Raw genomic sequence first — 23,508 nt, 5'->3', positions numbered from 1 at the left:
TTCATGTATAGCAATTTAATTTACGATAGAGGAGGGAATAACATGCAGACCCCTGTTTCTGTCAATGAAAAGAAGGAATTTATCCGGTGGTTCTTAAACCATTATCAGTTAAAGCGAAGAGAGTGTGTTTGGATATTAAATTATTTAATGAGTCACGACTCTTTGATGGAAAAGGTTCATTTTGTAGAGCAAGCAGAATTTTGCCCAAGGGGAATTATTATGTCAACACACTGTGTGGATGAAGTTCCCTTTAGATTTTATAAAGAAAATATCATGACGACAGATGCAGAAAAATCATTTCATGATATTCGTTTGAATAAACAGCAAGATTTGTTTATTCAATTGAATTTCCGATCTGCATATCGTTCGCCGGAATATGCCGCTGTACTTGAAACAAATCCTCATATTCCTAAAGATCTTTATGAAAATGAAAAAGATAAAGATCTTGCTGAGAAAGTGCTAGAGCATTCTATTGCTACTTTCCAAAAAGAACGGCTGATGAAAGAAATCGATGAAGCGCTTGACCGTCATGATCAAGAAACATTTAATAAGTTAGCAAAAGAATTAAGCCTATTATCATAAACCAAGCCAATAAGCCTTGCCCTATACAGGCAGGGCTTATGTGATGAAAGAGGGGAACTAGATGAAGTTTCAGGCGGAGGACGCGGATCTCTTTTTACAATCTAAAGATTACATTGATACCGCTATCATTCCATTAGTTGGGATAGATGCAAGCCATATCAAACAAACCGTGTCTTTAGGTGAGTTTACAATGCTTGTGGCAGAGGATCTTGAAAGGCAACTGAAAGGCAGAGTGTTTCTTTTTCCTCCACATACATATTTAGAAGTAAATCATCGTAAGCAAGAAGACATACTTGCAGTAAAACAATCATTGCAAGAACATTTTCAGCATGTTGTGTTTATCACATCTGATAACAAATGGAAAGAACAGCTAGAAGTGAGCGAATCGGCATTTATATTGCAGTCTGTTCCGCTTGAGCATTTAAAGGTCAATTTAAAGCAAAAAGTCATTCAAGACAGTGTAGAACAAATTTTGAACTTTTTGTTACAAAAATGGAACCCTTCATAAAAACCCTTACATTTGCATTGTACATAGCTTTTTAGGCTGTTGACCTTGTGAATAGATTGATATATTATGAGGGTGTCCTAGTTTTATGAAATTTTTTCTAATTCAGTTATAAAGTAGCTGACGACCTGAGGGGGGGAGAAAAAAATGAGCGAGAAGAGACATGGAGTGTCCAGGCGTCAATTTTTGAATTACACGTTGACCGGCGTGGGGGGATTTATGGCCGCTGGAATGCTCATGCCTATGGTTCGCTTTGCGCTTGACCCTGTGCTAAAAGGAACAGAGGATCAGGATATGGTTCAAGTTGTCAGTGTAGATGAACTGACAAAAGAACCGAAGCGCTTTGACTTTAAAATTGATCAAGTAGATGCATGGTATGAGTCAAAGGAATCTAGGTCTGCATGGGTGTACAAAGAAGGGGATGAAATTGTCGCTTTATCGCCAATCTGTAAACATTTGGGATGTACAGTGAACTGGAACAGTGATCCGAAAAATCCAAACAAATTTTTCTGCCCATGCCATTATGGGCTGTACGACAAGGATGGTACAAACGTACCCGGAACTCCACCGCTTGCACCGCTTGATCATTATAAGCAGCAAGTGAAGGACGGATACCTCTATCTTGGAAAAGCTGTGCCGAAAGGGGAAGGGTAACGATGCTTAACAAGATTTACGATTGGGTAGATGAGCGGCTGGACATCACACCGATATGGAGAGACATTGCGGATCATGAAGTGCCTGAGCACGTCAATCCAGCACATCATTTCTCTGCTTTTGTGTATTGTTTTGGCGGTTTAACGTTTTTTGTGACGGTCATTCAAGTCCTTTCGGGCATGTTTTTAACGATGTATTATGTACCGGATATTAAAAACGCATGGGAATCTGTCTATTATTTGCAAAATGAAGTGGCATTCGGACAGATTGTAAGAGGGATGCACCACTGGGGTGCGAGTCTAGTCATTGTTATGATGTTTTTACATACGCTGAGGGTCTTTTTCCAAGGGGCGTATAAAAAGCCTAGAGAGCTAAACTGGATTGTCGGTGTGCTCATTTTCTTTGTGATGCTTGGACTTGGTTTTACAGGATATCTTTTACCGTGGGATATGAAGGCGCTATTTGCGACGAAGGTTGGTCTTCAAATTGCAGAGGCGACACCTTTCATTGGGAAAGAGATTAAAACGCTGCTTGCAGGTCATCCTGACATTGTAGGTGCACAAACGCTGACGAGATTTTTCGCTATCCATGTCTTTTTCTTGCCAGCGGCATTATTTGGGCTGATGGCTGCCCACTTTATTATGATTCGTAAGCAAGGAATTTCTGGACCGCTGTAAAATTTTGCGTTTGATGAATGTTCAATGAGGAGGGGATGACTTTGCATAGGGGAAAAGGGATGAAGTTTGTCGGAGATTCCAGAATACCGGCAGAAAGAAAACCTAACATACCTAAAGACTATTCCGAATATCCGGGAAAAACCGAAGCCTTTTGGCCGAACTTTCTTTTAAAGGAATGGCTTGTAGGTGCTGTTTTTTTAATTGGATTTCTTGTCCTAACTGTTGTTCATGCACCTCCGCTTGAGCGGATGGCTGATCCGACAGATACGGGCTATATTCCGCTGCCAGACTGGTATTTCCTATTTTTGTACCAGTTGTTAAAATATGAGTTTGCTGCAGGGAGCTATACGGTAGTTGGCGCAATGATTATGCCTGGAATTGCGTTTGGTGCTCTTTTACTCGCACCATTTCTTGATTCTGGTCCTGAACGCAGGCCATATCGAAGACCAATTGCAGTTGGGATGATGATTCTTGCAGTTGGTGCAGCAACCTATTTAACATGGGAGTCTGTTGCTACTCATGACTGGGAAGCAGCTGCGAAGCAAGGTGAAATCAAGAAAGAAGCAGAGATTGATACCTCAGCTGAAGAGTATAAAATCTATCAAGAGCAGACATGTATCTCCTGTCACGGAGATAATATGCAAGGCGGGGCAGCTGGACCGTCACTTGTTGACAATGGTTTAGCACCAGAGGAAATTGCGAAAATCGCTGTAGAAGGAAAAGGCAACATGCCTAAGGGCATTTTTAAAGGCAGCGATGAAGAACTTGAAAAGCTCTCGAAATATTTATCTGAGGTCAAATCTAAATAATTCAGTTGTTTAAATGCAAGTACAAGGATATACTCAAAAGGAGAAAAAAGCTGGCGCTGTCAGCTTTTTTCTGATTTTAACAGATCGTGAGTGAAGAGAAATATGAGATGGATTCAATATCTGCTAGCCACACGCTACATGCTTTTGCTCGTGCTCATTGTCAACTTTCTTGGTACTGTGTACGGCTACTACTGGTATATCCCGCAGCTCGTTGAGACGCCGGCTGTCTTTTTACCTTTTGTACCGGACAGTCCGACGGCAAGCTTTTTCTTTTTATTTGTATTACTAGCCTTTCTAATGAAACGCCATGCTCCTTATTTTGAAGCACTGGCCCTTGTCACTTTGATTAAATATGGATTATGGGCTGTAGGGATGAATCTTTTCGTGCTCGTTTCTGTTGATGATTTTCCGTGGGAAGGATATATGCTAATTGGTTCGCACTTTGCGATGGCGGTACAGGCTGTGTTATTTGCGCCGTATTATCGTTTTCACATGCGTCATTTGGTTGTAGCAGGCATATGGATTTTACATAATGATGTGATTGATTATGTATTTGGAATGATGCCGCGTTATTCTATGCTTTCTGCCTATTCAAATGAGATCGGCTACGTGACGTTTTGGTTAAGTATGGCCGTTCTTCTTGTTTCGTATTATCTTGTCCTCTCGAAAAAATCGGTCAAGCTTGAACTCCCTTAACAATGTTGGTCTAACCTTGTCCTTTTCTTCATACGCTGTATGGAGAAAGGCTAGGAGGGACTTGCATGAAACGAAAGTCAATCGCGATGATTCTATTATTATTTCTTGTCTTGCATCCAGCTGCTGCAAAAGGTGAGGAAACAACAGCTGCTAAAGCGCTGCAAGAATTAACGGAACTATCAGATTCAATCTTTCAATTAACGAGACAAGCTAAATATGATGAGGCATTACAAGTTGCATTGTATGCTGAAAAGACATTTAAAGCTGAGAATTGGCGCGGAACTTTGACGAATACGCAGGTTCGGCAAATTACACTTGGCTATCAAGATATCATTAAAGGACTCCCGCAGGAAGACTTAAATGAGCGCGAAAAACTTCGGTATGCCTCTCAGTTTAGAATGCTTCTCGATGCGATACAATCAAATTCAGAACCTCTTTGGGGATCTCTCGAGAAGCCGATTATGGGGTCTTTTCCGACATTAAAGAAAGAAGTAAAAGATCCAGAATCGACGACGTTTTATGAAACTTGGAATGAGCTGGTTTCATTGTATGATATGATTTATCCGAGTTTAACCATTGATATCTCGCCTGAAAAGCTGCAAACGATTAAGCAGCACATGGAAGTAATTGAACAAGGTGAATTTTTAAAAGCATCGAGTGGGACAAAGCTTGAGCGTCTCACGAAACTTGAAGAAGATTTATCAAGTGTGTTTGCGAACGTTGATCAAGATGAAGCAGATCCATCGCTTTTATGGGTCATTTTAACAACAGGAAGTATGATTTTACTCACTTTAACGTATGTTGGGTTTAGGAAATACCGTGCTGAAAAAGAAAAAAAGCAAAAGCGACAAGCCGATTATCCAAAGTCATAAAAAAAGAAGCACCGTTATCGGGCTTCTTTTTTAGTGGGGATTGAGCGGCTTTTTATGTTCATCTAATGTGAAGCCTTCACCAAGTACGTCATGCACGTCACTCACTGATACAAAGGCATGAGGATCGACGGAAGTTACGACACTCTTAAGGTGGACAAGCTCATTTTTTGGAACGACGCAGTAAAGAACGTTGCGTTCCTGTTTCGTATAGGAGCCGACACCCTTTAAAATGGTCACTCCGCGCTCCATTTCCTCTGTGATTTTCTTTTGAATGATGTCATCCTTTTCAGAAATAATCATCGCTCCTTTGGCAGCGTAAGCGCCTTCTTGCATGAAGTCGATGACTTTTGCAGCAACAAATACGGCAACAAGTGTATACATGGCTTCTTTGTAATTTAAATAGGTGAGAGAGATGGTAATGACGCACGCGTCGAAGATAAACATCGTTCTTCCCATTGCGACTTGATAATGTTTGTTGATCAGTCTTGCAATAATGTCCACGCCGCCTGTTGTCCCGCCGAATTTAAAGATGATTCCGAGGCCTGTTCCGATAAACACACCTGCAAAGAGTGCGGCTAAGGCTAAATCGTGCTGAAGAGGCATATGTATTTGAAAGCGCTGGAAGATGGCTAGAAAGACAGAAAGACTGACGGTTCCGACAATTGTATATGTAAACATGGTTCTGCCAAGCATTTTCCAGCCGATAAAAAAGATCGGAATGTTTAACACAAGGTTTGAAATAGATGGGTCAATGTGAAATAGAAAATATAAAAGCAGTGTGATACCTGTAAATCCGCCTTCCGCCAAGTTGTTCTGCATATTAAAATGAACAAGGCCGAAAGAAAAAATCGCAGATCCTATTAAAATAAACACGATATTTTTAAGACGAATTTCTTTTAGCAAAAGATCACTCCTTTTTTTGCTTAGACAGCGATAATATTATATGGTATGGAAGAGAAACAAGCAAACTGAGTTTTAAACATTTGTCAAATATTTATGATTTCGCTAACATGTAAGAGATGGATAGGAGGATGAGCTTCATGACGAATGAAAAAACGCTGCGTCACGTGCAGCAAGAAGTAGATGATTACATAGGACAATTTAAAGAAGGCTATTTCAGCCCGCTTGCCATGATGGCCCGTCTGACAGAAGAATTAGGTGAGCTGGCAAGAGAGGTTAACCATTACTATGGAGAAAAGCCGAAAAAAACAACTGAAACAGAAAAAAGCATGGAAGAAGAAATTGGCGATGTGCTGTTTGTGTTAACATGCCTTGCCAATTCACTCAATATATCACTTGAAGAAGCCCATGATCGTGTGATGCATAAATTCAATACAAGAGACAAAGACCGCTGGACGAAAAAAGAAGGGAAGTAGAGAAGATGACGAATCAAACCATCAAAGTCGTAATCGCTGGAGCAAGAGGAAGAATGGGGATAGAGGCTGTCAAGCTGGCAGAAGAAACAAGCCATTTTGAACTGGTAGCAGCACTTGATCACACACATGAGGGGAAAAAGCTATCTGATGTGCTTCATACAACATCTGATGCGCCCATTTATACGGATATTGACGTGTGTCTTTCAGAAACAGCACCGGATGTATTAATTGATTTGACGACCCCAGAAATCGGGAAAGTACATACAAAAAAAGCCCTTGAACATGGCGTACGTCCAGTCGTAGGCACAACAGGTTTTTCAGAAGACGACCTAAAAGAACTTCAGCAATTAACAGAAGAAAAAGGGATAGGCTGTATTATTGCGCCTAACTTTGCTGTTGGTGCTGTTTTAATGATGAAGTTTGCCAAAATGGCAGCGAATTATTTTCCTGATGTTGAAATCATTGAGCTTCATCATGATAAAAAATTGGACGCTCCGAGCGGTACAGGATTAAAAACGGCTGAAATGATTGCTGAAGTAAGAGAAAGCAAAAAGCAGGGGCACCCTGAAGAAAAAGAACTAATCGAAGGTGCACGAGGAGCAGATTATGATGGCATCCGCCTTCACAGCGTAAGACTTCCAGGCATGATTGCACATCAAGAAGTGCTGTTTGGAATGGACGGACAGACGCTCACGATCCGTCATGATTCTTATAACCGTGCATCCTTTATGTCAGGTGTGAAGCTTTCTGTTGAACAGGTGATGCACATTGATCAACTCGTCTATGGCTTAGAAAATATTATCGACTAATAAGGAGTGGACCCCTGATGAACATTGCTTTAATCGCTCACGATAAGAAAAAAAGTGACATGATTCAATTCGCCATTGCGTATCGAGATCTTTTGGCCGATCATACACTTTATGCAACAGGAACAACAGGTTTAAGAGTGAAAGAAGCGACTGGGCTTCCCGTTCATCGTTTCCAATCAGGACCACTTGGAGGGGATCAACAGATTGGTGCCATGATTGCTGATAATGCAATGGATCTTGTGCTCTTTTTTAGAGACCCTCTCACTGCACAACCGCATGAACCGGATGTATCTGCACTCATCCGGCTTTGCGATGTGTATGCCATTCCATTAGCGACCAATATGGGGACTGCCGAAATTTTAGTCAGGAATTTAAATAAAGGTACGTTTGATTTTCGAGATGTAGCAAAAAACGGAGGAACACATGAAACCACTTGATATCCTTGCATTCGGTGCCCATAGCGATGATGTAGAGATCGGTATGGGTGGAACGATTGCAAAATACGTAAAAAAAGGGGCACGTGTTGGGATTTGTGACTTGACCCAGGCTGAATTATCTTCAAACGGAACGGTTGAAAGCCGAAAAGAAGAGGCCAGAGCAGCCGCTGCCATTTTAGGCGTCACGACTCGAATCCAGCTCACGCTGCCAGATAGAGGACTTTATCTGAATGACAAAGCGATGAAAGAAATTGCAGGTGTCATCCGAACATATAAACCAAAACTTATTTTTGCCCCGCACCACCAAGATCGACATCCTGATCATGGTCATGCGGGTTCACTTGTAGAAGAGGCCGCTTTTTCTGCAGGTATACATAAATTTGAAGATTCATACAAGCAGCAAGCGCATAAAATAAGCCAGATGTATTATTACATGATTAATGGCCACCATCGTCCAGATTTTGTGATCGATATTTCAGACGAGATGAACCAAAAAATTGATAGCTTACATGCGTATAAAAGCCAATTTGTCAAAACAGAGAGTTCAGTGGAGACACCGCTTGTAAATGGTTATATTGATTTTGTCAAAATGAGAGAGTCGATGTATGGAAGGGAAGTCAATAAACCTTTTGCAGAAGGGTTTCTGACAAAGAAGCCACTTTTGATGGACGATGACTTACTTGGGGGGTAATTATGAAAAAATTGAAGATCGGAATCACTTGTTATCCGAGTGTTGGCGGTTCGGGCATTATTGCCACAGAGCTTGGAAAACGTTTAGCTGAAAAAGGGCACGATGTTCATTTCATTACCTCGAGTATTCCGTTTAGACTCAATAAAGTGTATCCGAATATTTATTTTCATGAGGTGGATGTCAATCAATATGCTGTGTTTCAATATCCGCCTTATGACCTTGCACTGGCAAGTAAACTCGCAGAAGTGGCAAAACGAGAGAAGCTTGATATTATTCATGCGCATTATGCGGTCCCTCACGCCGTCTGTGCGTTCTTAGCTAAGCAAATGACTGGACAGTCTGTCAAAGTCGTCACCACGCTTCACGGGACGGATATTACGGTTTTAGGCTATGACCCATCTTTAAAGGAAGTCATCCGGTTTGCGATCGAATCATCTGACCGCGTAACGGCTGTATCACATTCATTGGCTGCGCAGACATATGATCTGATTAAACCGAATAAAAAAATTGATACGATCCATAATTTCGTCGATGAGCGCGTATATTTGCGTGAAGATCACGAAGTGCTGAAGACGCATTATGGTCTTCTGCAGGATGAGAAGGTCGTCATTCATGTATCAAATTTCCGTAAAGTGAAGCGGGTGCATGACGTGATCCATGTGTTTAAACAGATTTCTGAACAGGTGAATGCAAAACTGCTACTGATTGGGGACGGCCCTGAAAAATCGGTTGTTTGCGAGCTTGTGAAAAAGCTTGGATTAACGGACCGCGTGTTATTTTTAGGCAAGCAAGAGAAAGTGGAGGAGCTCTATTCGATTAGTGATTTGAAGCTGCTGCTTTCTGAGAAAGAGAGTTTTGGTCTTGTACTACTTGAAGCAATGGCATGCGGAGTACCTTGTATAGGAACAGACGTTGGAGGAATTCCAGAGGTGATTGCACATGGAGAGACAGGATTCCTTGTTCCGCTTGGTGATGTAGATGGAGCAGCAAAACATGCCATCACTATTCTGAAAGACAATGCGCTCCATCAGCAAATATCGATGGCAGCCAAGTCTAGTGTTGAAGCCAATTTCTCTTCTGACAAAATTGTGAGAGAGTATGAAGAGCTTTACTTAGAATTGATCGAAGGTGATGTTGAAGATGAATGAACCATTCACACATGCGATCCCTATTTTATATACGCTGCACGAACATGGGTATCAAGCTTATTTTGTCGGCGGTGCGGTGAGAGATGTCCTTTTAGGCAGGGAAATTGGGGATATCGATATTGCGACAGATGCCACACCTGATGTGGTGGAGTCTTTATTTGATAAAACAGTAGATGTCGGCAAAGAGCATGGCACTGTTATTGTGTTACTTGACGGGGTCAGCTATGAGGTCACTACGTTTCGGACTGAATCAGAATATGAAGACTTTCGCCGGCCTAAAGAAGTGGCGTTTATTTCATCACTAAAAGAAGATCTTTTAAGAAGAGATTTAACGATCAATGCAGTGGCCATGGATATTCATGGTGACATCATTGACCATGTAGGCGGCAAGCGGGATATTAAGCGAAGACGAATTCAAACGGTTGGAGATCCTGCATGCCGCTTTCAAGAAGATGCGCTTCGGATGATGAGAGCGGTGCGGTTTTTAAGCCAGCTCGGGTTTGAGCTTTCTAAAGAGACGGAAGAAGCAATGAAAAAAGATAAACATCTGCTTGCTAATATATCAGTTGAACGCAAAAAGATCGAAATGGAAAAACTTTTAAAAGGACGCTACTGTGAGCAAGCCATCAAGGTGCTCATCTCCACCAAATTGTATGAAGAATTGCCTGGCCTCAAAAAGGATCAGCTGAATGAAACGTTCCAAGCTTTCCCGTATTATTTATTGGATGGGTTAGATGAGGTGTGGGGAGCCTTTATCCATTTACTTGGTCTAGATGAGGCGGAGGCGGTGTCCTTTTTAAAAGAATGGAAGTTATCAACGAAACTTTTAAAAGAAGCCGTTGCCATTAGCAAATATGTTGATTGTGACTGGGATGCGGAAAAAATGTTTGAAGCTGGTGAACATGTCCTGCTTTCTAGTATGAAAATCACGCAGCTCAAACATGAGCGCCGCATTTTCTTTGATGAGCTGGAGGCGGCGAAACGTTCATATGATGCTCTGCCGATTAAACAGCTTCAAGACCTTGCAGTGTCAGGAAAAGATTTGATGGCCTTTCGGCAAAAGCCAGCTGGTAAATGGATTGCAGAAGAGCTTGCTTCTGTAAAAAAAGCCGTTTTGCAAAACCAGCTTGAAAACCGAAAAGAAGCCATAGAGGAGTGGCTCATAGCGTGCGATCAGCGATTAGAAAACGATTAATTGAACTATTTACAGCATCTGAGCAAGATTTTGTCTCAAGCCAGCAAATATGTGATGAGCTGGGCTGCTCCCGAACGGCGGTATGGAAGCATATAGAGGATTTGCGAAAAGAGGGATATGAGGTCGAAGCGGTCAGAAGAAAAGGATACCGGCTGCTTCGTAAACCGGACAAAATTAGTGAAGACGAAATTCTGTTTGGTTTGGAAACAGAGCTGTTTGGCAGGCATATTTACTTTCAAGAAGAAGTCGCCTCAACTCAGCTCATTGCCCATGACCTCGTCAATAAAGGAGCCCCGCACGGCTCGCTTGTTGTCAGTGATCATCAGACAAACGGAAAAGGACGCCTTCAAAGAACGTGGCACTCACCAAATGGGACAGGCATATGGATGAGTTTGATTCTCCGGCCAGAAATACCGCTGCACAAAGCGCCGCAAATGACGCTTTTAGCATCTGTCGCGATCGCTGAAGCCATAGCGCAGCAAACGGGTCTCAGTCCATCGATCAAATGGCCAAACGATATTTTGCTAAACGGAAAAAAGGTCGTTGGTATTTTGACTGAATTAAAAGCAGAAGCTGACCAAGTTCACGCAGTCATTATTGGCCCAGGCATTAACGTGAATCAGACGGCAAATGATTTTCCTGAAGAATTAAAGGATGTTGCGACGAGTTTGCGAATGGAGCTTGGTCAAAAGGTAGACAGAGCGGCACTGATTCAAACCATCATGTCCACCTTTGAAAAAAGGTATGATGAATATATGACATATGGTTTTGCTCCGATCAAACAATTATGGGAATCGTATGCGATGACCATTGGAAAACGTATCATCGCACGCACCGTCAATGGACAATATGCTGGAACGGCGCTTGGGATTAACGATGAAGGCGTTCTCTTACTCGAAACGGAGGGCGGAATCCAAAACATCTACTCCGCTGACATTGAGATCAAGTCAACTTAAGTGGAACACCCGGCACATTTTTGATATACTTCGTGTGGGCAGTATCTGAAAAAGAACTGTACCTGTTAGGAAGAAAAATTCGATAAATTTCTGCCTTGATCCTAAGGGACTTGGACAGAGGGATGATTCGTCTGCACATGAGAGATAAAAACGTGTGAGATCAGACAAGCCATCTCCTCTCCAGAATGAGGAGGAACAAATGAAGACAAAGTTAGATTTTTTCAAAATGAAAGAACAAAACGAACCTATTGTGATGCTGACAGCATACGACTATCCAGCTGCAAAGCAAGCGGAAAAAGCGGAAGTCGACATGATCTTAGTTGGTGACTCACTTGGGATGGTTGTCCTTGGACTTGATTCCACAGTGCAAGTGACGATGGATGATATGATTCATCACACAAAAGCAGTCAAAAGAGGCGCAAAAGACACATTTGTTGTGACGGATATGCCATTTATGTCTTATCATTATTCATTAGAAGAAACGATGAAAAATGCAGCACGCATTATGCAAGAAAGCGGTGCTGATGCCTTAAAGCTTGAAGGTGGAGACGGAGTATTTGAATCCATCCAAGCACTTACAAGAGGCGGTATTCCTGTTGTAAGCCATTTAGGGCTCACCCCTCAATCAGTCGGTGTCCTTGGCGGCTATAAAGTGCAAGGAAAAGACAAAGAGAGTGCACAGAAGTTGATTGAAGATAGTCTGAAATGTGAGGAAGCAGGTGCCATCGCTCTTGTGTTAGAGTGTGTACCTGGTGAACTGACAAAACGGATTACTGACATGCTAAAGATTCCTGTGATCGGAATTGGGGCAGGGGCTGAAGCAGATGGACAAGTTCTTGTTTACCATGATGTGGTAGGGTACGGTGTGTCTAGAACACCTAAATTTGTGAAACAATACGCGCAAATCGATGCTGTATTAGAAGAAGCGCTCATACAATATACAAAAGAAGTAAAAGCACGCACATTCCCAGAGGATGTTCATACCTTTCATATGAAAGAAGAAGTCCTTGATGGTTTATATGGGGGGATCAAGGAATGAAGGTTGTCTCCCATATTCATGAACTAAAAGACATGATCAAGCAGCATCAAAAGAAGCAGCATTCCATTGGATTTGTCCCTACAATGGGTTTCCTTCATGAAGGACATCTTACGCTTGCAAAAGAAGCAAGAGATCAAAATGACATCGTAGTGATGAGCATCTTTGTCAATCCATTGCAATTTGGACCGAATGAAGACTTTGAATCCTATCCAAGAGATATGGAAAGAGACCAGCGTCTTGCCAAAGAAACTGGAGTAGATATATTATTTACACCTGATGTGAAGGAAATGTACAAAGATGAGCCATCGATTACGATGACTGTTCAAAAGCGTACAGACGTCTTATGCGGGAAGAAACGCCCAGGACACTTCGACGGCGTTGTCACGGTGCTGACAAAGCTGTTTCACCTTGTCGCACCAACCAATGTATACTTTGGTCTAAAGGATGCACAGCAAGTCGCTGTTATCGATGCGATGATCAAGGATTTCTTTTTTGATCTTCACCTTGTGTCTGTTCCTACTGTTCGAGAAGAAGACGGTTTAGCGAAAAGTTCAAGAAACGTGTATTTGTCTGAAACAGAAAGGCAAGAAGCACCTGCTTTATACCGGGCATTAAAAAAAGGACAGACAGCTGTAGAAAAGGGTGAACATGATGTAAATCGTATTTATCAATTAGTGGAAGAGGAGATTCTTCAAACGAGTGGGGAAATCGATTATATTGACATTTACTCCTATCCAGAGCTTGAACCCCTTCAGCACTTAACGGGGCAAGTGATCATTGCCATTGCTGTGAAGTTCTCCCGGGCAAGATTGATTGATAATGTGATTTTCCATGTTCCTGAAAGCGGTGAAAAACATGTATAGAACTTTTATGACCTCGAAACTTCATAAAGCGACAGTGACTGAAGCAAACTTACACTATGTAGGTAGTATTACCATCGACGAAGATTTGCTTGATGCGGCAGGCATGATGGCAAATGAGAAAGTGCAAATTGTCAATAATCACAATGGTGCTAGACTTGAAACATATATTATCCCTGGAGAAAGAAAGAGCGGTGTCATTTGTTTAAATGGTGCGGCAGCAAGATTGGTTCAGCCAGGAGATGAAGTCATTATTATCGCTTATGGGATGTTGTCAGAGGAAGAAGCGAAATCGCACACACCTAAAGTGGTCGTGTTAAATAAACAAAATCAAATTGAACAAATGATTGGGCAAGAGCCTGCGAGAACGATTTTATAACGCACGCTCACATGGAAACAGAACAGTTTCATCATAAGGAAGCTGTTCTGTTTCAGCTATATTGCCCAGAGTGTGTTTCACTATGAGTGGAACGAGGAATTGAGGTGTCCATTTTATGACCGATCAAAGGTTTGTTGTCGTTGATATTGAAACCACCGGGAATTCACCAAAAAAAGGTGATAAAATCATTCAAATTGCTGCGGTGGTCATTGAAAATGGACAAATTGTCGAACGGTATTCAAAATATGTGAACCCAGGGAAAACGATTCCTGGATTTATTGAACAGCTGACAGGTATTAAACAGCACATGGTTGATGACGCGGTGTTTTTTGAGGACATTGCCCAAGAGGTGTATGATCTCATACAGGGCGCTTATTTTGTTGCGCACAATGTTCATTTTGATTTGAACTTTTTAAACGATGAACTAAAAGCATGCGGGAAAAATGAGCTGGATGTGCTAGCGATTGATACGGTTGAAATTTCTAGAATTCTTTATCCTGAGCTTGAAGGTTATAAGTTAACTGAATTAAGCGAAGAGCTCATGCTTCCACATGACCACCCGCACAGAGCGGATAGTGATGCGGAAGTTACTGCCATGTTATTTTTAACCTTATTACATCAATTAAGGAATACACCGCCAAATGTGTTAAAACAGCTGCGCAGATTATCCTCTTATCTTCTAAGTGATATAGGACTTTTAATTAAGCAGCTTGAAACCAATCACACGAGTCAGGATGATTCGCTTGTAGAAGTAGGATCTTTTGCTGTGAAAGATGTGACCAATCCTATCACTGAATCGACATATGCAGTAGGCGTTGACGACGAGCAGCTGTTTGAGGAGATAAAAGAGAAACTCCCTCAAACATTAGAAGGCTATGAAGTAAGAGAAGGCCAGCTCACGATGATGAACAAAGTAAGAGATGCGTTCCATGAAAGAGCTTATGCGTTAATTGAAGCGGCGCCAGGAATCGGGAAAACACTCGCTTATCTTATACCAGCTGCTTTAGAAGCAAAGAAATCAGGAAAACCTGTCATTATCAGTACATATTCTATTTTACTGCAGCAGCAACTGCTTCAGCGCGATGTTCCGTTGCTCAAGCAGTTGCTCCCATTTGAGCCAGCCGCCTGTGTGTTTAAAGGGCGGGCACATTATATTTGTTTAGATAAGTTTGAGCATGTCCTGCATGAGGAAGATGATAACTATGATGTTGTCTTAACAAAAGCGCAAATTTTAATGTGGCTTCTGGTCACTGAAACAGGTGATTTGTCTGAACTGAATTTACCGTCAGGAGCTGCAAATATAAAAGACCGTATCTCTTGTGTGCACATGCCATTTACATCGAAAAAACGCCGTTTTAAAGAACATTGTTTTTATGAACGGGCTAAACGAAAGGCTCAAACCGCTGATTTAATTTTGACGAATCACCGTCTGCTTTTATCCCAAACGGAAGGAGCTTCTATCTTTCAGGATGCAGACGTCTATGTGATTGATGAGGCCCACCAATTTGAAAAAACAGCCAATGAAACGCTAGGTGACAGTGCGTCTTATATCCAGCTTCATGCGAAATTAACGCAGCTTGGCTCTTTGCATGGCGGGCTGCTTAAGAAATTGAAAAAGAGATTTCATGGGGCAGGTTTATCAACTGACACCTTTATTGAAATGGACGAGTATCTTCAGCAGCTTCAGATGGAAAGTGACGCATTTTTTAGTACCGTACATTCTTTTGTCAAAAGGACAAAACCAAAAGCGGACATCAATCGTCTCATTCATAGAGTCCGTCATCATTCAAAACATGCTCAGTGGGTCCGAATTAAAGAATCAGCGAGTAAGCTTTGTTCATTATTGATTGCTTGTGAGAAACTGTATGAGCAGCAAAAAAATGAGCTGCTTCACAAAAGTGATCAGTTCATAGATCAGTTTGCATTTGAAGCAGAAGAATACGATCAAGTGATGTCGTTTATGCAGACATTCTGCAGTACGCTGTACCGGTTTATCTTTGAACCAAACAATGATGAAACCGTTTGGATTGAGATTGATGCAAAGGGTGCCAAGAATGCTGTCTTTATGCACGCGCAGCCGCTAGATACAGGGGAGCTGCTAGCTGATCGGTTCTTCATGAACAAAAAAAGCGTTGTCCTCACATCAGGGACGCTTACCATCAATCAACGCTTTGATTATTGCTTGGAACGTTTTGGCCTGCAAGATTTTTACCCACACCTTGTCCAAATTGATTCACCTTTTGAACTTGAAAAACAGCTTAAGGTCGTTGTACCGGCTGACATGCCGCCGATCACAAACCGTGATGAACGCGATTATGTGAAGCAAGCTGCAACATATATTAAGATCATGGAAAAGCAGGATCAAGCGAAAATATTGGTGTTATTTAATTCACATGAGATGTTAAAAGCAGTGTATGAAGAGCTGAAATCAGAAGGTATGCAATCGGCCTTGTTTGCTCAAGGTTTGACAGGCGGGAGCCCTGTAAAATTGACAAAAATGTTCAAATTGGCGAAGCAAGCCATCTTGCTAGGAACAGGGACTTTCTGGGAAGGTGTGGATTTTCCTGGCTCAGAGCTAACGACCGTCATTATGGCAAGGCTTCCTTTCCGACCGCCTGATTCACCGCTCATTGAAGCAAAATGCGAAGCGGCAAAAAAACAGGGGAAGAATCCGTTTAAAGCCGTCGCTCTCCCGGAAGCTGTGTTAACTTTTAAGCAAGGAGCCGGCCGCTTGCTGCGCTCGGAAAAAGACATCGGAACATTGCTGATTTTAGACCGCCGAGTGAAAACCGCTTCGTATGGAAAACTATTTTTAGAATCACTTCATCATGCGCCAGTTCACGAGATGTCCAAAGAGTCGCTTGAGGCGTATATAGAAAAGCTTAACAACGAAAAGCCGCTGTCATAAGCGGCCTTTCACTGGTGTGGGTTTGGAGTTAATTTATCGTAACGGCTTTTTATGTTCCGTTGTAAAAATAGTATCGGTTCTCACATTGAAAAGTATGACTAACAATATTTACGTACCGAGGAGGAATTAGAAGTGGAAAGTAAAATAGAGGTACTTTCAACTGTTCAAATTAAGCATTCAGAAGACCTATACAAAATCGTCGATTTGCTGAACAGAACGCTTAAAAGGGAAGATCTTATGTTTGGATTAGCATTAGATCAAGAAGATCAAAATCAAGCGATATTTACCATATATCGCACATAGGGGAAGCTTGACATGAAAAAAATAGTTTGGATTATTTCATCCGTTGCTGCGCTCGTTTTACTCATTGGCATCATTAGCTTTTCGTGGATTTATCAAATGGCCATGGGTCAAAAAGAAGAAGGTCATGAGGCAGCGATTGAACGAGCAAAAAAGCAAGCATCATTAGCACAAGTAGAGCAAGTGGATACCTTTGTTGGGAAAGAAAAGCAATTTATTGTGGAAGGTAAAAACAAACAAAACGAAGCGATCTATGTGTGGGTACCTGCCAGCAAAAAAGAAAAAGTCATTGCTAAAAAAGCTAAAGAAGGCATTACTTCAAACCAAGCAGTACAAGCCGTTCAAAAGGAGAACACCATTTCTAAGCTAAAAAATGTTCAATTAGCACGAGAAGGTGACGTCCTCCTTTGGGAAGTAACGTACTTAAATGAGAACAACCAATATAGTTTCAGCTATGTTGATTTTACGACAGGACGAGTGGAAAAAAATTTAACACCGTAGTTTCTTCTGTCTTGCGTTGACCATGCTGATTTAGAACGGTTATAATAAAATGTATGAAAAAAGAATCACACCTATTTAACAAGGTGAGTTTCTTTCTGGCTTTGGAGGGAAATATGTTGAAAACAACTATTAATCAAGTGTTTAAACACGTCGATGAAGAAGTAATAATCGGCGCATGGATTGCCAATAAACGTTCAAGCGGGAAAATTGCATTCTTGCAGCTTCGCGACGGGACAGGCTTTATTCAAGGAGTCGTTGTAAAAGCAGAGGTGGAAGAGGAAGTCTTTAAGCTTGCGAAATCAGTGACACAAGAGACATCGGTCTATGTCACAGGACAAGTAACAAAAGATGAGCGTTCACCACTTGGTTTTGAATTACAAGTGAAATCCATTGAAGTGATTCACGAAGCAACAGATTACCCAATTACACCAAAAGAACATGGAACAGAATTCTTAATGGATCACCGTCATTTATGGCTGCGTTCTAAAAAACAGCATGCCATTATGAAAATCCGTAATGAAATTATTCGTGCTACATATGAGTTTTTCCATCAAGAAGGTTTCGTGAAAGTGGATCCGCCAATCTTAACAGGAAGTGCTCCAGAAGGAACAACAGAGCTGTTTGCTACTAAATATTTTGATGAAGATGCATACCTTTCTCAAAGTGGACAGCTTTACATGGAAGCTGCTGCAATGGCACTCGGAAAAGTATTCTCATTTGGTCCAACATTTAGAGCAGAAAAATCGAAAACAAAACGTCATTTAATCGAGTTCTGGATGATCGAGCCTGAGATGGCATTTGTTGAATTTAATGAGAACCTTGAGTACCAAGAAAATTATGTGTCTCACGTTGTTCAAAGTGTACTTGAAAACTGTAAAGTAGAACTGCACACACTTGGCCGTGATACAGCAAAATTAGAAAACATCAAAGCACCATTCCCGCGCATCACATATGATGAAGCGATTAAATTCTTGCAGGATAAAGGATTTGATGACATCGAATGGGGAGATGACTTCGGTGCGCCGCATGAAACAGCGATCGCCGAAAGCTATGATAAACCAGTCTTTATCACTCATTACCCAACCTCATTAAAACCATTTTATATGCAGCCTGCACCAGACCGTGATGATGTCGTCCTTTGTGCAGATTTAATTGCGCCAGAAGGCTATGGCGAGATTATCGGCGGTTCTGAACGTGTTCATGATTTAGATCTGCTTGAAGCAAGACTAAAAGAACATGGATTAGATCAAGAAACGTACAAATGGTACACAGAATTAAGACAGTATGGTTCTGTACCACATTCAGGTTTTGGTCTTGGACTTGAGCGAACAGTTGCTTGGATTAGCGGAGCGCCGCATGTGCGTGAAACAATTCCATTCCCAAGATTATTAAACCGTTTATATCCTTAAGACGTGAAAGCCTCCAACATATGGAGGCTTTTTCAAACGTCTTAAGGGCAGCACGTATGAGAAAACGTGATATACTGAAAGTGAAGAGGTGTATCCGATGAAAAGGCAGCAATTTATAGATATGCAGAAAATGGGTTCGACCAGTTTGCCTAATTTGCTGATTGCCCATTATGAGCAATTAGGACTGAATGAATCGCAAATGATGGTCATGTTAAAGATTAAAATGAATGAAGAACAAGGCGTCTTTTTTCAGACATTTGAAGAGCTTTCACATGGTATGACCATTTCGGCCGAAGAATGTGCTTATATGGTGCAGTATTTGATTCAAAAAGGGTTTATTTCGATCCAGCCGTTTGAAGACAGGTCTGGTATTCAGCATGACCGGTACTCGGTAGAACCCTTATGGGGTGTGCTGTATGACTTTTTAGAAGCAAAACAGGCGAAAGACCTGCAAAAGAATCATGTGCAGGCTGAAAAGTCTTTATATGCGCTATTTGAAGATGAGTTTGGCAGACCACTTTCTCCTCTTGAAGGGGAAACACTCTCGATCTGGATGGACCAAGACCATCATGATGCTGAGATGATTCGTCTTGCTCTAAGAGAAGCCGTTTTATCCGGAAAATTAAATTTTCGCTATATCGATCGAATATTGTTTGAGTGGAAAAAGAAAGGGCTGAAAACAGCGGAAGAAGCGAAAGAGCATAGCCAGCATTTCCGTTCGCAGCAAAAAGCCCCACCTTCAAAAGAAGAAACATCTTCATATAAACGACAAGTTCCTTTTTATAATTGGCTGGAACAATAACCAATAAAGGAGAAGGCATGTTATCAAAAAAACAAATCAATGAATGTTTAGATATTATAGGAGATATGTTTCCAGAGGCTGAGTGTGAGCTTGTTCATTCCAATCCATTTGAACTAGTGATTGCTGTCGCACTTTCAGCGCAATGTACAGATGTTCTAGTGAACAAAGTGACCAAACATCTATTTCAAAAATATAAAACACCAGAAGACTATTTAAGTGTGCCGCTTGAAGAGTTGCAGCAGGATATTCGTTCGATCGGTCTTTATCGTAATAAGGCAAAAAACATTCAAAAATTAAGCCAAATGCTGATTGAAGATTATGGCGGTGAAGTGCCAAGAGATCGAGATGAGCTAATCAAGCTCCCAGGGGTTGGACGGAAAACAGCAAATGTCGTTGTGTCTGTCGCTTTTGGAATTCCCGCCATTGCAGTAGATACACATGTCGAGCGTGTCAGCAAACGACTTGGGATTTGCCGCTGGAAGGATTCTGTTCTTGAGGTAGAGCAAACCTTAATGAAGAAGGTGCCAAAAGAGGATTGGTCCGTGACCCATCATCGTCTTATCTTTTTCGGCAGATATCACTGTAAGGCGCAGCGGCCACAGTGTGAATCTTGTCCACTTCTTGATATGTGCAGAGAAGGGCAGAAGAGGCTGAAAAAAGGGCTGGTGAAGCTGGCATGAGCGGAGCAGCTGTTTTCACCTCATATGTCCAAAAGCTAAAAGAGAAAAAGGTAGAGATCAGCGGCGAAAAAAAGGATATATTAAGAATCAATCCACTCGCATTTGATCTATCTTCAGAACCTTTACTAGATGAGCAACCTTGGCAGAAAACAGAAGAATTTGTTCCTTTGATGTTTGATCTGTGGAATGAATTAAAAGACAACATGCTTCCTCGCTTTCAAACGAGAAAATCTCGGTGTGAAGAGGATGATATGCTGCAAGGCATTGTCAGTATGATTGCAATGTTTTACTGGATCAAAGGAGAGAAGCTTCAAACCGTTGATTGGGAGGAAATTAAACAACAGACGTTTCCAGTAGCTCCCATTAACTGGACAGAACGATTAGAGTTTATTTTGCTTAAACCTACTCAATATCATTGCTTTATTCAATTGGACGAGTTATACACAGAGCTCAAAAAGCAGTATGGAAAATACGAAGCACTCAGAAAGTTAAAACAAAATCGTTAAAAAAGCACTTGCCACATAGGGCAAGTGCTTTTTTGTTATTCGTCTTCTTTGCGAGAAGTAGAATTTGACTGAGTATTTGAGCTTTGAGAATTGGCTTTCTCGTCGTCTTTCTTTTTATCTTTATTGGCATCGCTCTGTGAGTTGCTGTTTCCATTTGTACTGTCTGAGCCATCACCATTTTCGGTATTTCCGCCTTGATCTTTTTTATCATCAGGCTTCTGTTCATCAGTGCCACCTTGGTTTTGATTATCATCAGTTTGATCTGTCTGCTCATCATCAGGTTGCTGTGGCTCTTCTTCTTCTTTGTTCTCATCATCTGCTTTTTCTTCCTCTTCTTCGTCATCTTTAATGGTGAGGAAGGTAGAAGCCGCTTTACTTGTGACATCGTCTACAGTCGCTGTCACTTGGAATTTATAGGTGGATCCTGGCTTCACATCAGAGATGACGGCTTCTTTAGAAGAGCTGTTTTGAATGTCTTTATAGCCGCCATCATCGACCGCTTGCTTTACATTAAATGTTGCATCTGCATCGTCATCATAACCCCAAGTGAGTGTAATCGATTTTTTCTCTTCATCATACACCGCTTTTAAGTCAGATGGTTTGTCAGCTTCTTTCTTTTCATATGTGTCAGAAACTTTTGTTGGGACAGTTCCTTTGACGAAGTATTCCGTTGTCTTCTTATCACTTGGTGTGTTTGGTCCAGCTAACTTCGCTGGATCTGATCCTTTTTCAACCGTTGCTTCAACGACACTATCTGGTTTTTCAAATGAGCCGCTTCCATCATCAATTTGAGAAATTAATTTCTGGAAGACAACTTTGGCAACACGTTGTTCATAATCCGTAAGCCACATTTTGCCGTCCGCATCTTTTGAGTTGCCGATTCCAGTCCACACAGCTGCTGTGTATTGCGGCGTGTAACCGACAAACCATGAATCTTTCGCACCGCCAGAAGGGATGTTGTATTTATTAATATCATCTTGTGTAAAGTTGGTTGTACCTGTTTTACCAGCTACTTGAACATTCGGTACTTGTGCAAGTGTACCTGTTCCAGATTGTACAGCAGTTTTCAGCATATCTGTGATCATAAATGCAGTGTAATCACTCATGGCTGCTTTTGAGTCTGGCGTTAAGTCAAGCTTCGTCCCGTCATTAAATTCAACAGACGTTACAGCATGCGGTTCATTATAGTATCCGTTGTTACCGAATGCACTAAATGCACCAGCCATTTTAAGAGAAGAGACACCTTCGTCAAATCCGCCGATTGAGTAAGACTCAGGAATGTCAGAAGGTAAGTCCAAACCTAAGTTATTGGCGAATTGAACAGCATTATCTGTACCAGCTTCTTGGAAAGCTTTTAAAGCAGGGATGTTTCGTGATTGTGCCAAAGCACTTCTCATCGACATTTTCCCTAAGTGTCTTCTGTCAAAGTTGTTAATTGGTGTACCGTTAGAGTACGTATAAGGCGCATCATCAATTTGCTGATATGTTGACCATTTTTTGTTTTCAATTACAGGACCGTAATCTAAAATTGGTTTGATTGTAGATCCCGGCTGGCGTTTTGCATCAGTGGCATAGTTAAAGCCGCCGGCTGGTACATCACGACCACCGCCAATGGCACGAATTTCACCATTTTTTGTATCTAGCAGGGTGACTCCAGCTTGCATACCTTTCGTAAATCCGGCTGAATCCCCATTGATGATGTCATCCAGATGATCCTGTGCTTTTCGATCAAGAGAAGTATAGATTTTTAATCCATCTGTTGATACATCTACTTTGGCTTTTTTCTGTACTTCTTCCATGACTTCTTCAATATAAGCAGAGTACTTACTTGAGTTTTGACTCTTATATTTATCAGCTGAAACAACTGTTTTGCTGACAGGTGTTGCTTTTGCTTCCTCATAATCTTTTTCTGAAATATAGCCTTGTTTTTTCATTAGGCCTAAAACGATATTACGACGTTTTTCCGCTGCCTCTGGATGTTTCACTGGGTTATAGGCAGAAGGACTTTGCGGCATACCTGCAAGTGTGGCAGCCTGTGCAACAGTTAGTTTATTTAAATCTGTCACTCCGAAAAATTGTTCAGCCGCTTTCCCAACACCATAAGCATAAGGAGAGAAGAAAATACGGTTTAAATACATTTCTAAAATTTCATCTTTAGAGTATTTTTGCTCAAGCTGAATCGAGAGCCACACTTCCTGTACTTTACGTTTTAACGTCTTTTGATTGTTAAGCAGGGAGTTCTTCACAACCTGCTGTGTAATCGTACTTCCACCTTCTGCTCCAAAACCGTCCTCGACGTTTGCGACAAGAGCACCGCCAATACGGATAGGATCAATCCCGTGGTGTTTATAAAAACGTGCATCTTCAGTTGCAATAAACGCATCTTTTACCACGTCGGGTATATCTTTAATCGAGACATACGTTCTTTTTTCCGCCCCGACTTCTGCAAAGACTTTTTTGTCTTTATCGTAAAGTTTTGAAGAATACGGCGTTTTTAGCTTGCTATCATCAATAGAAGGAGCGCTTGATGCAAAAACGGCAAAAGTTGTGATTCCGGCTACTAAACAAAGAAGACCGATCACGAGTAAAGATAAAAATATTTTTTTAAATAGACCTGCTTTCTTTTTGCCTTTTTTGTTCTTTTGCTTCTTATTGTTTTCTTGACTTGCTTTACGTCGCTGTTCACGACTTGTAAATTGATCAGACATCACATCTCA

The 23,508-nt window shown here is 41.4% G+C and carries 26 protein-coding genes; 24 read left to right on the top strand and 2 right to left on the bottom strand.

Annotation, left to right across the window (positions count from 1 at the left end; translation table 11 throughout):
• The first annotated feature begins 42 nt into the window (after window positions 1–42).
• From ACNO7B_RS10260 to ypjB, 7 genes are all read left to right on the top strand, one after another.
• On the top strand, window positions 43–582 hold the full coding sequence (locus tag ACNO7B_RS10260; RefSeq protein ID WP_008344562.1) for a ReoY family proteolytic degradation factor: 540 nt from the start codon (window positions 43–45) through the stop codon (window positions 580–582).
• Window positions 583–643: 61 nt separating this feature from the next.
• Window positions 644–1,090 carry a YpiF family protein gene (locus ACNO7B_RS10255; RefSeq protein WP_007500913.1) on the top strand — a complete coding sequence of 149 codons (447 nt, stop codon included), beginning with the start codon at window positions 644–646 and terminating at the stop codon, window positions 1,088–1,090.
• Window positions 1,091–1,234: 144 nt separating this feature from the next.
• Window positions 1,235–1,741, top strand: coding sequence for a ubiquinol-cytochrome c reductase iron-sulfur subunit (locus tag ACNO7B_RS10250; protein ID WP_007500911.1), 507 nt, complete (start codon window positions 1,235–1,237; stop codon window positions 1,739–1,741).
• A gap of 2 nt (window positions 1,742–1,743) precedes the next feature.
• The gene (gene qcrB, locus ACNO7B_RS10245; protein ID WP_003215804.1) at window positions 1,744–2,418 is read left to right on the top strand and encodes a menaquinol-cytochrome c reductase cytochrome b subunit; all 675 of its coding nucleotides are present in this window, start codon (window positions 1,744–1,746) and stop codon (window positions 2,416–2,418) included.
• Between the two features lie 41 nt (window positions 2,419–2,459).
• Window positions 2,460–3,227 carry a menaquinol-cytochrome c reductase cytochrome b/c subunit gene (locus ACNO7B_RS10240; protein ID WP_008344567.1) on the top strand — a complete coding sequence of 256 codons (768 nt, stop codon included), beginning with the start codon at window positions 2,460–2,462 and terminating at the stop codon, window positions 3,225–3,227.
• A 102-nt stretch (window positions 3,228–3,329) separates the two neighbouring features.
• Window positions 3,330–3,923, top strand: a complete 594-nt coding sequence (locus ACNO7B_RS10235) for a DUF1405 domain-containing protein (protein ID WP_025207541.1) — start codon at window positions 3,330–3,332, stop codon at window positions 3,921–3,923.
• Between the two features lie 65 nt (window positions 3,924–3,988).
• Entirely contained in the window at window positions 3,989–4,795 is an 807-nt protein-coding gene (gene ypjB, locus ACNO7B_RS10230) for a sporulation protein YpjB (protein WP_008344572.1), read from the top strand.
• A gap of 30 nt (window positions 4,796–4,825) precedes the next feature.
• Here ypjB and ACNO7B_RS10225 read toward each other — a convergent pair whose 3' ends face one another.
• Window positions 4,826–5,698, bottom strand: coding sequence for a YitT family protein (locus tag ACNO7B_RS10225; RefSeq protein ID WP_003215598.1), 873 nt, complete (start codon window positions 5,696–5,698; stop codon window positions 4,826–4,828).
• Window positions 5,699–5,835: 137 nt separating this feature from the next.
• On the opposite strand from ACNO7B_RS10225, the gene ACNO7B_RS10220 reads away from it, so the two are divergent.
• The 17 genes from ACNO7B_RS10220 (at window position 5,836) to ACNO7B_RS10140 (ending at window position 20,791) form a co-directional block, all read left to right on the top strand.
• Window positions 5,836–6,171: a nucleotide pyrophosphohydrolase gene (locus ACNO7B_RS10220; RefSeq protein ID WP_008344575.1), complete on the top strand. Its 336-nt coding sequence runs from the start codon at window positions 5,836–5,838 to the stop codon at window positions 6,169–6,171.
• Between the two features lie 5 nt (window positions 6,172–6,176).
• Window positions 6,177–6,980 carry a 4-hydroxy-tetrahydrodipicolinate reductase gene (gene dapB, locus ACNO7B_RS10215; RefSeq protein ID WP_017359745.1) on the top strand — a complete coding sequence of 268 codons (804 nt, stop codon included), beginning with the start codon at window positions 6,177–6,179 and terminating at the stop codon, window positions 6,978–6,980.
• Window positions 6,981–6,997: 17 nt separating this feature from the next.
• Window positions 6,998–7,417: a methylglyoxal synthase gene (gene mgsA, locus ACNO7B_RS10210; RefSeq protein WP_008344580.1), complete on the top strand. Its 420-nt coding sequence runs from the start codon at window positions 6,998–7,000 to the stop codon at window positions 7,415–7,417.
• Complete coding sequence (bshB1, locus tag ACNO7B_RS10205) at window positions 7,404–8,108, top strand: bacillithiol biosynthesis deacetylase BshB1 (protein WP_282900306.1); 705 nt, start codon at window positions 7,404–7,406, stop codon at window positions 8,106–8,108. Before mgsA ends, bshB1 begins: the two co-directional genes overlap by 14 nt.
• A gap of 2 nt (window positions 8,109–8,110) precedes the next feature.
• Window positions 8,111–9,256, top strand: coding sequence for an N-acetyl-alpha-D-glucosaminyl L-malate synthase BshA (gene bshA / locus ACNO7B_RS10200; protein ID WP_008344584.1), 1,146 nt, complete (start codon window positions 8,111–8,113; stop codon window positions 9,254–9,256).
• On the top strand, window positions 9,249–10,451 hold the full coding sequence (locus tag ACNO7B_RS10195) for a CCA tRNA nucleotidyltransferase (protein WP_282900307.1): 1,203 nt from the start codon (window positions 9,249–9,251) through the stop codon (window positions 10,449–10,451). The genes bshA and ACNO7B_RS10195 overlap by 8 nt, the downstream gene beginning before the upstream one ends.
• The gene (locus ACNO7B_RS10190) at window positions 10,424–11,407 is read left to right on the top strand and encodes a biotin--[acetyl-CoA-carboxylase] ligase (protein WP_056704662.1); all 984 of its coding nucleotides are present in this window, start codon (window positions 10,424–10,426) and stop codon (window positions 11,405–11,407) included. Before ACNO7B_RS10195 ends, ACNO7B_RS10190 begins: the two co-directional genes overlap by 28 nt.
• A 199-nt stretch (window positions 11,408–11,606) precedes the next feature.
• The gene (gene panB, locus ACNO7B_RS10185) at window positions 11,607–12,446 is read left to right on the top strand and encodes a 3-methyl-2-oxobutanoate hydroxymethyltransferase (RefSeq protein WP_076822129.1); all 840 of its coding nucleotides are present in this window, start codon (window positions 11,607–11,609) and stop codon (window positions 12,444–12,446) included.
• Window positions 12,443–13,309: a pantoate--beta-alanine ligase gene (gene panC / locus ACNO7B_RS10180; RefSeq protein WP_060832414.1), complete on the top strand. Its 867-nt coding sequence runs from the start codon at window positions 12,443–12,445 to the stop codon at window positions 13,307–13,309. Before panB ends, panC begins: the two co-directional genes overlap by 4 nt.
• Window positions 13,302–13,685: an aspartate 1-decarboxylase gene (panD, locus tag ACNO7B_RS10175; RefSeq protein ID WP_017359738.1), complete on the top strand. Its 384-nt coding sequence runs from the start codon at window positions 13,302–13,304 to the stop codon at window positions 13,683–13,685. Before panC ends, panD begins: the two co-directional genes overlap by 8 nt.
• A gap of 115 nt (window positions 13,686–13,800) precedes the next feature.
• The gene (dinG, locus tag ACNO7B_RS10170; RefSeq protein ID WP_417901480.1) at window positions 13,801–16,593 is read left to right on the top strand and encodes an ATP-dependent DNA helicase DinG; all 2,793 of its coding nucleotides are present in this window, start codon (window positions 13,801–13,803) and stop codon (window positions 16,591–16,593) included.
• Between the two features lie 132 nt (window positions 16,594–16,725).
• Window positions 16,726–16,896, top strand: a complete 171-nt coding sequence (locus ACNO7B_RS10165) for a YpmA family protein (protein ID WP_008344594.1) — start codon at window positions 16,726–16,728, stop codon at window positions 16,894–16,896.
• Window positions 16,897–16,908: 12 nt separating this feature from the next.
• Window positions 16,909–17,394: a cell wall elongation/penicillin-binding protein regulator TseB gene (gene tseB, locus ACNO7B_RS10160; protein ID WP_007500889.1), complete on the top strand. Its 486-nt coding sequence runs from the start codon at window positions 16,909–16,911 to the stop codon at window positions 17,392–17,394.
• Window positions 17,395–17,510: 116 nt separating this feature from the next.
• Window positions 17,511–18,803, top strand: coding sequence for an asparagine--tRNA ligase (gene asnS / locus ACNO7B_RS10155; protein WP_029575479.1), 1,293 nt, complete (start codon window positions 17,511–17,513; stop codon window positions 18,801–18,803).
• 97 nt (window positions 18,804–18,900) lie between these two features.
• Window positions 18,901–19,605: a DnaD domain-containing protein gene (locus tag ACNO7B_RS10150; RefSeq protein WP_007500879.1), complete on the top strand. Its 705-nt coding sequence runs from the start codon at window positions 18,901–18,903 to the stop codon at window positions 19,603–19,605.
• Between the two features lie 17 nt (window positions 19,606–19,622).
• Window positions 19,623–20,285, top strand: coding sequence for an endonuclease III (nth, locus tag ACNO7B_RS10145; RefSeq protein WP_008344602.1), 663 nt, complete (start codon window positions 19,623–19,625; stop codon window positions 20,283–20,285).
• A complete protein-coding gene (locus ACNO7B_RS10140; protein WP_052320772.1) occupies window positions 20,282–20,791 on the top strand; it encodes a YpoC family protein in 510 nt (169 codons plus the stop codon). The genes nth and ACNO7B_RS10140 overlap by 4 nt, the downstream gene beginning before the upstream one ends.
• Window positions 20,792–20,826: 35 nt before the next feature.
• Here the strand turns inward: ACNO7B_RS10140 and ACNO7B_RS10135 are convergent, their stop codons facing one another.
• The gene (locus ACNO7B_RS10135) at window positions 20,827–23,499 is read right to left on the bottom strand and encodes a PBP1A family penicillin-binding protein (RefSeq protein WP_065460621.1); all 2,673 of its coding nucleotides are present in this window, start codon (window positions 23,497–23,499) and stop codon (window positions 20,827–20,829) included.
• Window positions 23,500–23,508 lie beyond the last annotated feature (9 nt).

The sequence above is a fragment of the Bacillus sp. AK25 genome (assembly GCF_048270685.1).
GTDB lineage: Bacteria > Bacillota > Bacilli > Bacillales > Bacillaceae > Bacillus > Bacillus altitudinis.
The sequence above is the reverse complement of the archived record's forward strand: the minus strand, read 5'-3'. Positions and strand labels throughout refer to the sequence as shown.

What these genes read in the sequence shown, in the direction of transcription:
- qcrB (WP_003215804.1), top strand. Translation starts at nt 1,744, where the DNA reads ATGCTTAACAAGATTTACGATTGGGTAGATGAGCGGCTGGACATCACA.
- panB (WP_076822129.1), top strand. Translation starts at nt 11,607, where the DNA reads ATGAAGACAAAGTTAGATTTTTTCAAAATGAAAGAACAAAACGAACCT.
- ACNO7B_RS10195 (WP_282900307.1), top strand. Translation starts at nt 9,249, where the DNA reads ATGAATGAACCATTCACACATGCGATCCCTATTTTATATACGCTGCAC.
- dinG (WP_417901480.1), top strand. Translation starts at nt 13,801, where the DNA reads ATGACCGATCAAAGGTTTGTTGTCGTTGATATTGAAACCACCGGGAAT.
- ACNO7B_RS10260 (WP_008344562.1), top strand. Translation starts at nt 43, where the DNA reads ATGCAGACCCCTGTTTCTGTCAATGAAAAGAAGGAATTTATCCGGTGG.
- ypjB (WP_008344572.1), top strand. Translation starts at nt 3,989, where the DNA reads ATGAAACGAAAGTCAATCGCGATGATTCTATTATTATTTCTTGTCTTG.
- ACNO7B_RS10250 (WP_007500911.1), top strand. Translation starts at nt 1,235, where the DNA reads ATGAGCGAGAAGAGACATGGAGTGTCCAGGCGTCAATTTTTGAATTAC.
- panC (WP_060832414.1), top strand. Translation starts at nt 12,443, where the DNA reads ATGAAGGTTGTCTCCCATATTCATGAACTAAAAGACATGATCAAGCAG.
- ACNO7B_RS10140 (WP_052320772.1), top strand. Translation starts at nt 20,282, where the DNA reads ATGAGCGGAGCAGCTGTTTTCACCTCATATGTCCAAAAGCTAAAAGAG.
- mgsA (WP_008344580.1), top strand. Translation starts at nt 6,998, where the DNA reads ATGAACATTGCTTTAATCGCTCACGATAAGAAAAAAAGTGACATGATT.
- ACNO7B_RS10135 (WP_065460621.1), bottom strand. Translation starts at nt 23,499, where the DNA reads ATGTCTGATCAATTTACAAGTCGTGAACAGCGACGTAAAGCAAGTCAA.
- ACNO7B_RS10255 (WP_007500913.1), top strand. Translation starts at nt 644, where the DNA reads ATGAAGTTTCAGGCGGAGGACGCGGATCTCTTTTTACAATCTAAAGAT.
- panD (WP_017359738.1), top strand. Translation starts at nt 13,302, where the DNA reads ATGTATAGAACTTTTATGACCTCGAAACTTCATAAAGCGACAGTGACT.
- bshA (WP_008344584.1), top strand. Translation starts at nt 8,111, where the DNA reads ATGAAAAAATTGAAGATCGGAATCACTTGTTATCCGAGTGTTGGCGGT.
- dapB (WP_017359745.1), top strand. Translation starts at nt 6,177, where the DNA reads ATGACGAATCAAACCATCAAAGTCGTAATCGCTGGAGCAAGAGGAAGA.
- bshB1 (WP_282900306.1), top strand. Translation starts at nt 7,404, where the DNA reads ATGAAACCACTTGATATCCTTGCATTCGGTGCCCATAGCGATGATGTA.
- ACNO7B_RS10150 (WP_007500879.1), top strand. Translation starts at nt 18,901, where the DNA reads ATGAAAAGGCAGCAATTTATAGATATGCAGAAAATGGGTTCGACCAGT.
- ACNO7B_RS10235 (WP_025207541.1), top strand. Translation starts at nt 3,330, where the DNA reads ATGAGATGGATTCAATATCTGCTAGCCACACGCTACATGCTTTTGCTC.
- ACNO7B_RS10220 (WP_008344575.1), top strand. Translation starts at nt 5,836, where the DNA reads ATGACGAATGAAAAAACGCTGCGTCACGTGCAGCAAGAAGTAGATGAT.
- nth (WP_008344602.1), top strand. Translation starts at nt 19,623, where the DNA reads ATGTTATCAAAAAAACAAATCAATGAATGTTTAGATATTATAGGAGAT.
- tseB (WP_007500889.1), top strand. Translation starts at nt 16,909, where the DNA reads ATGAAAAAAATAGTTTGGATTATTTCATCCGTTGCTGCGCTCGTTTTA.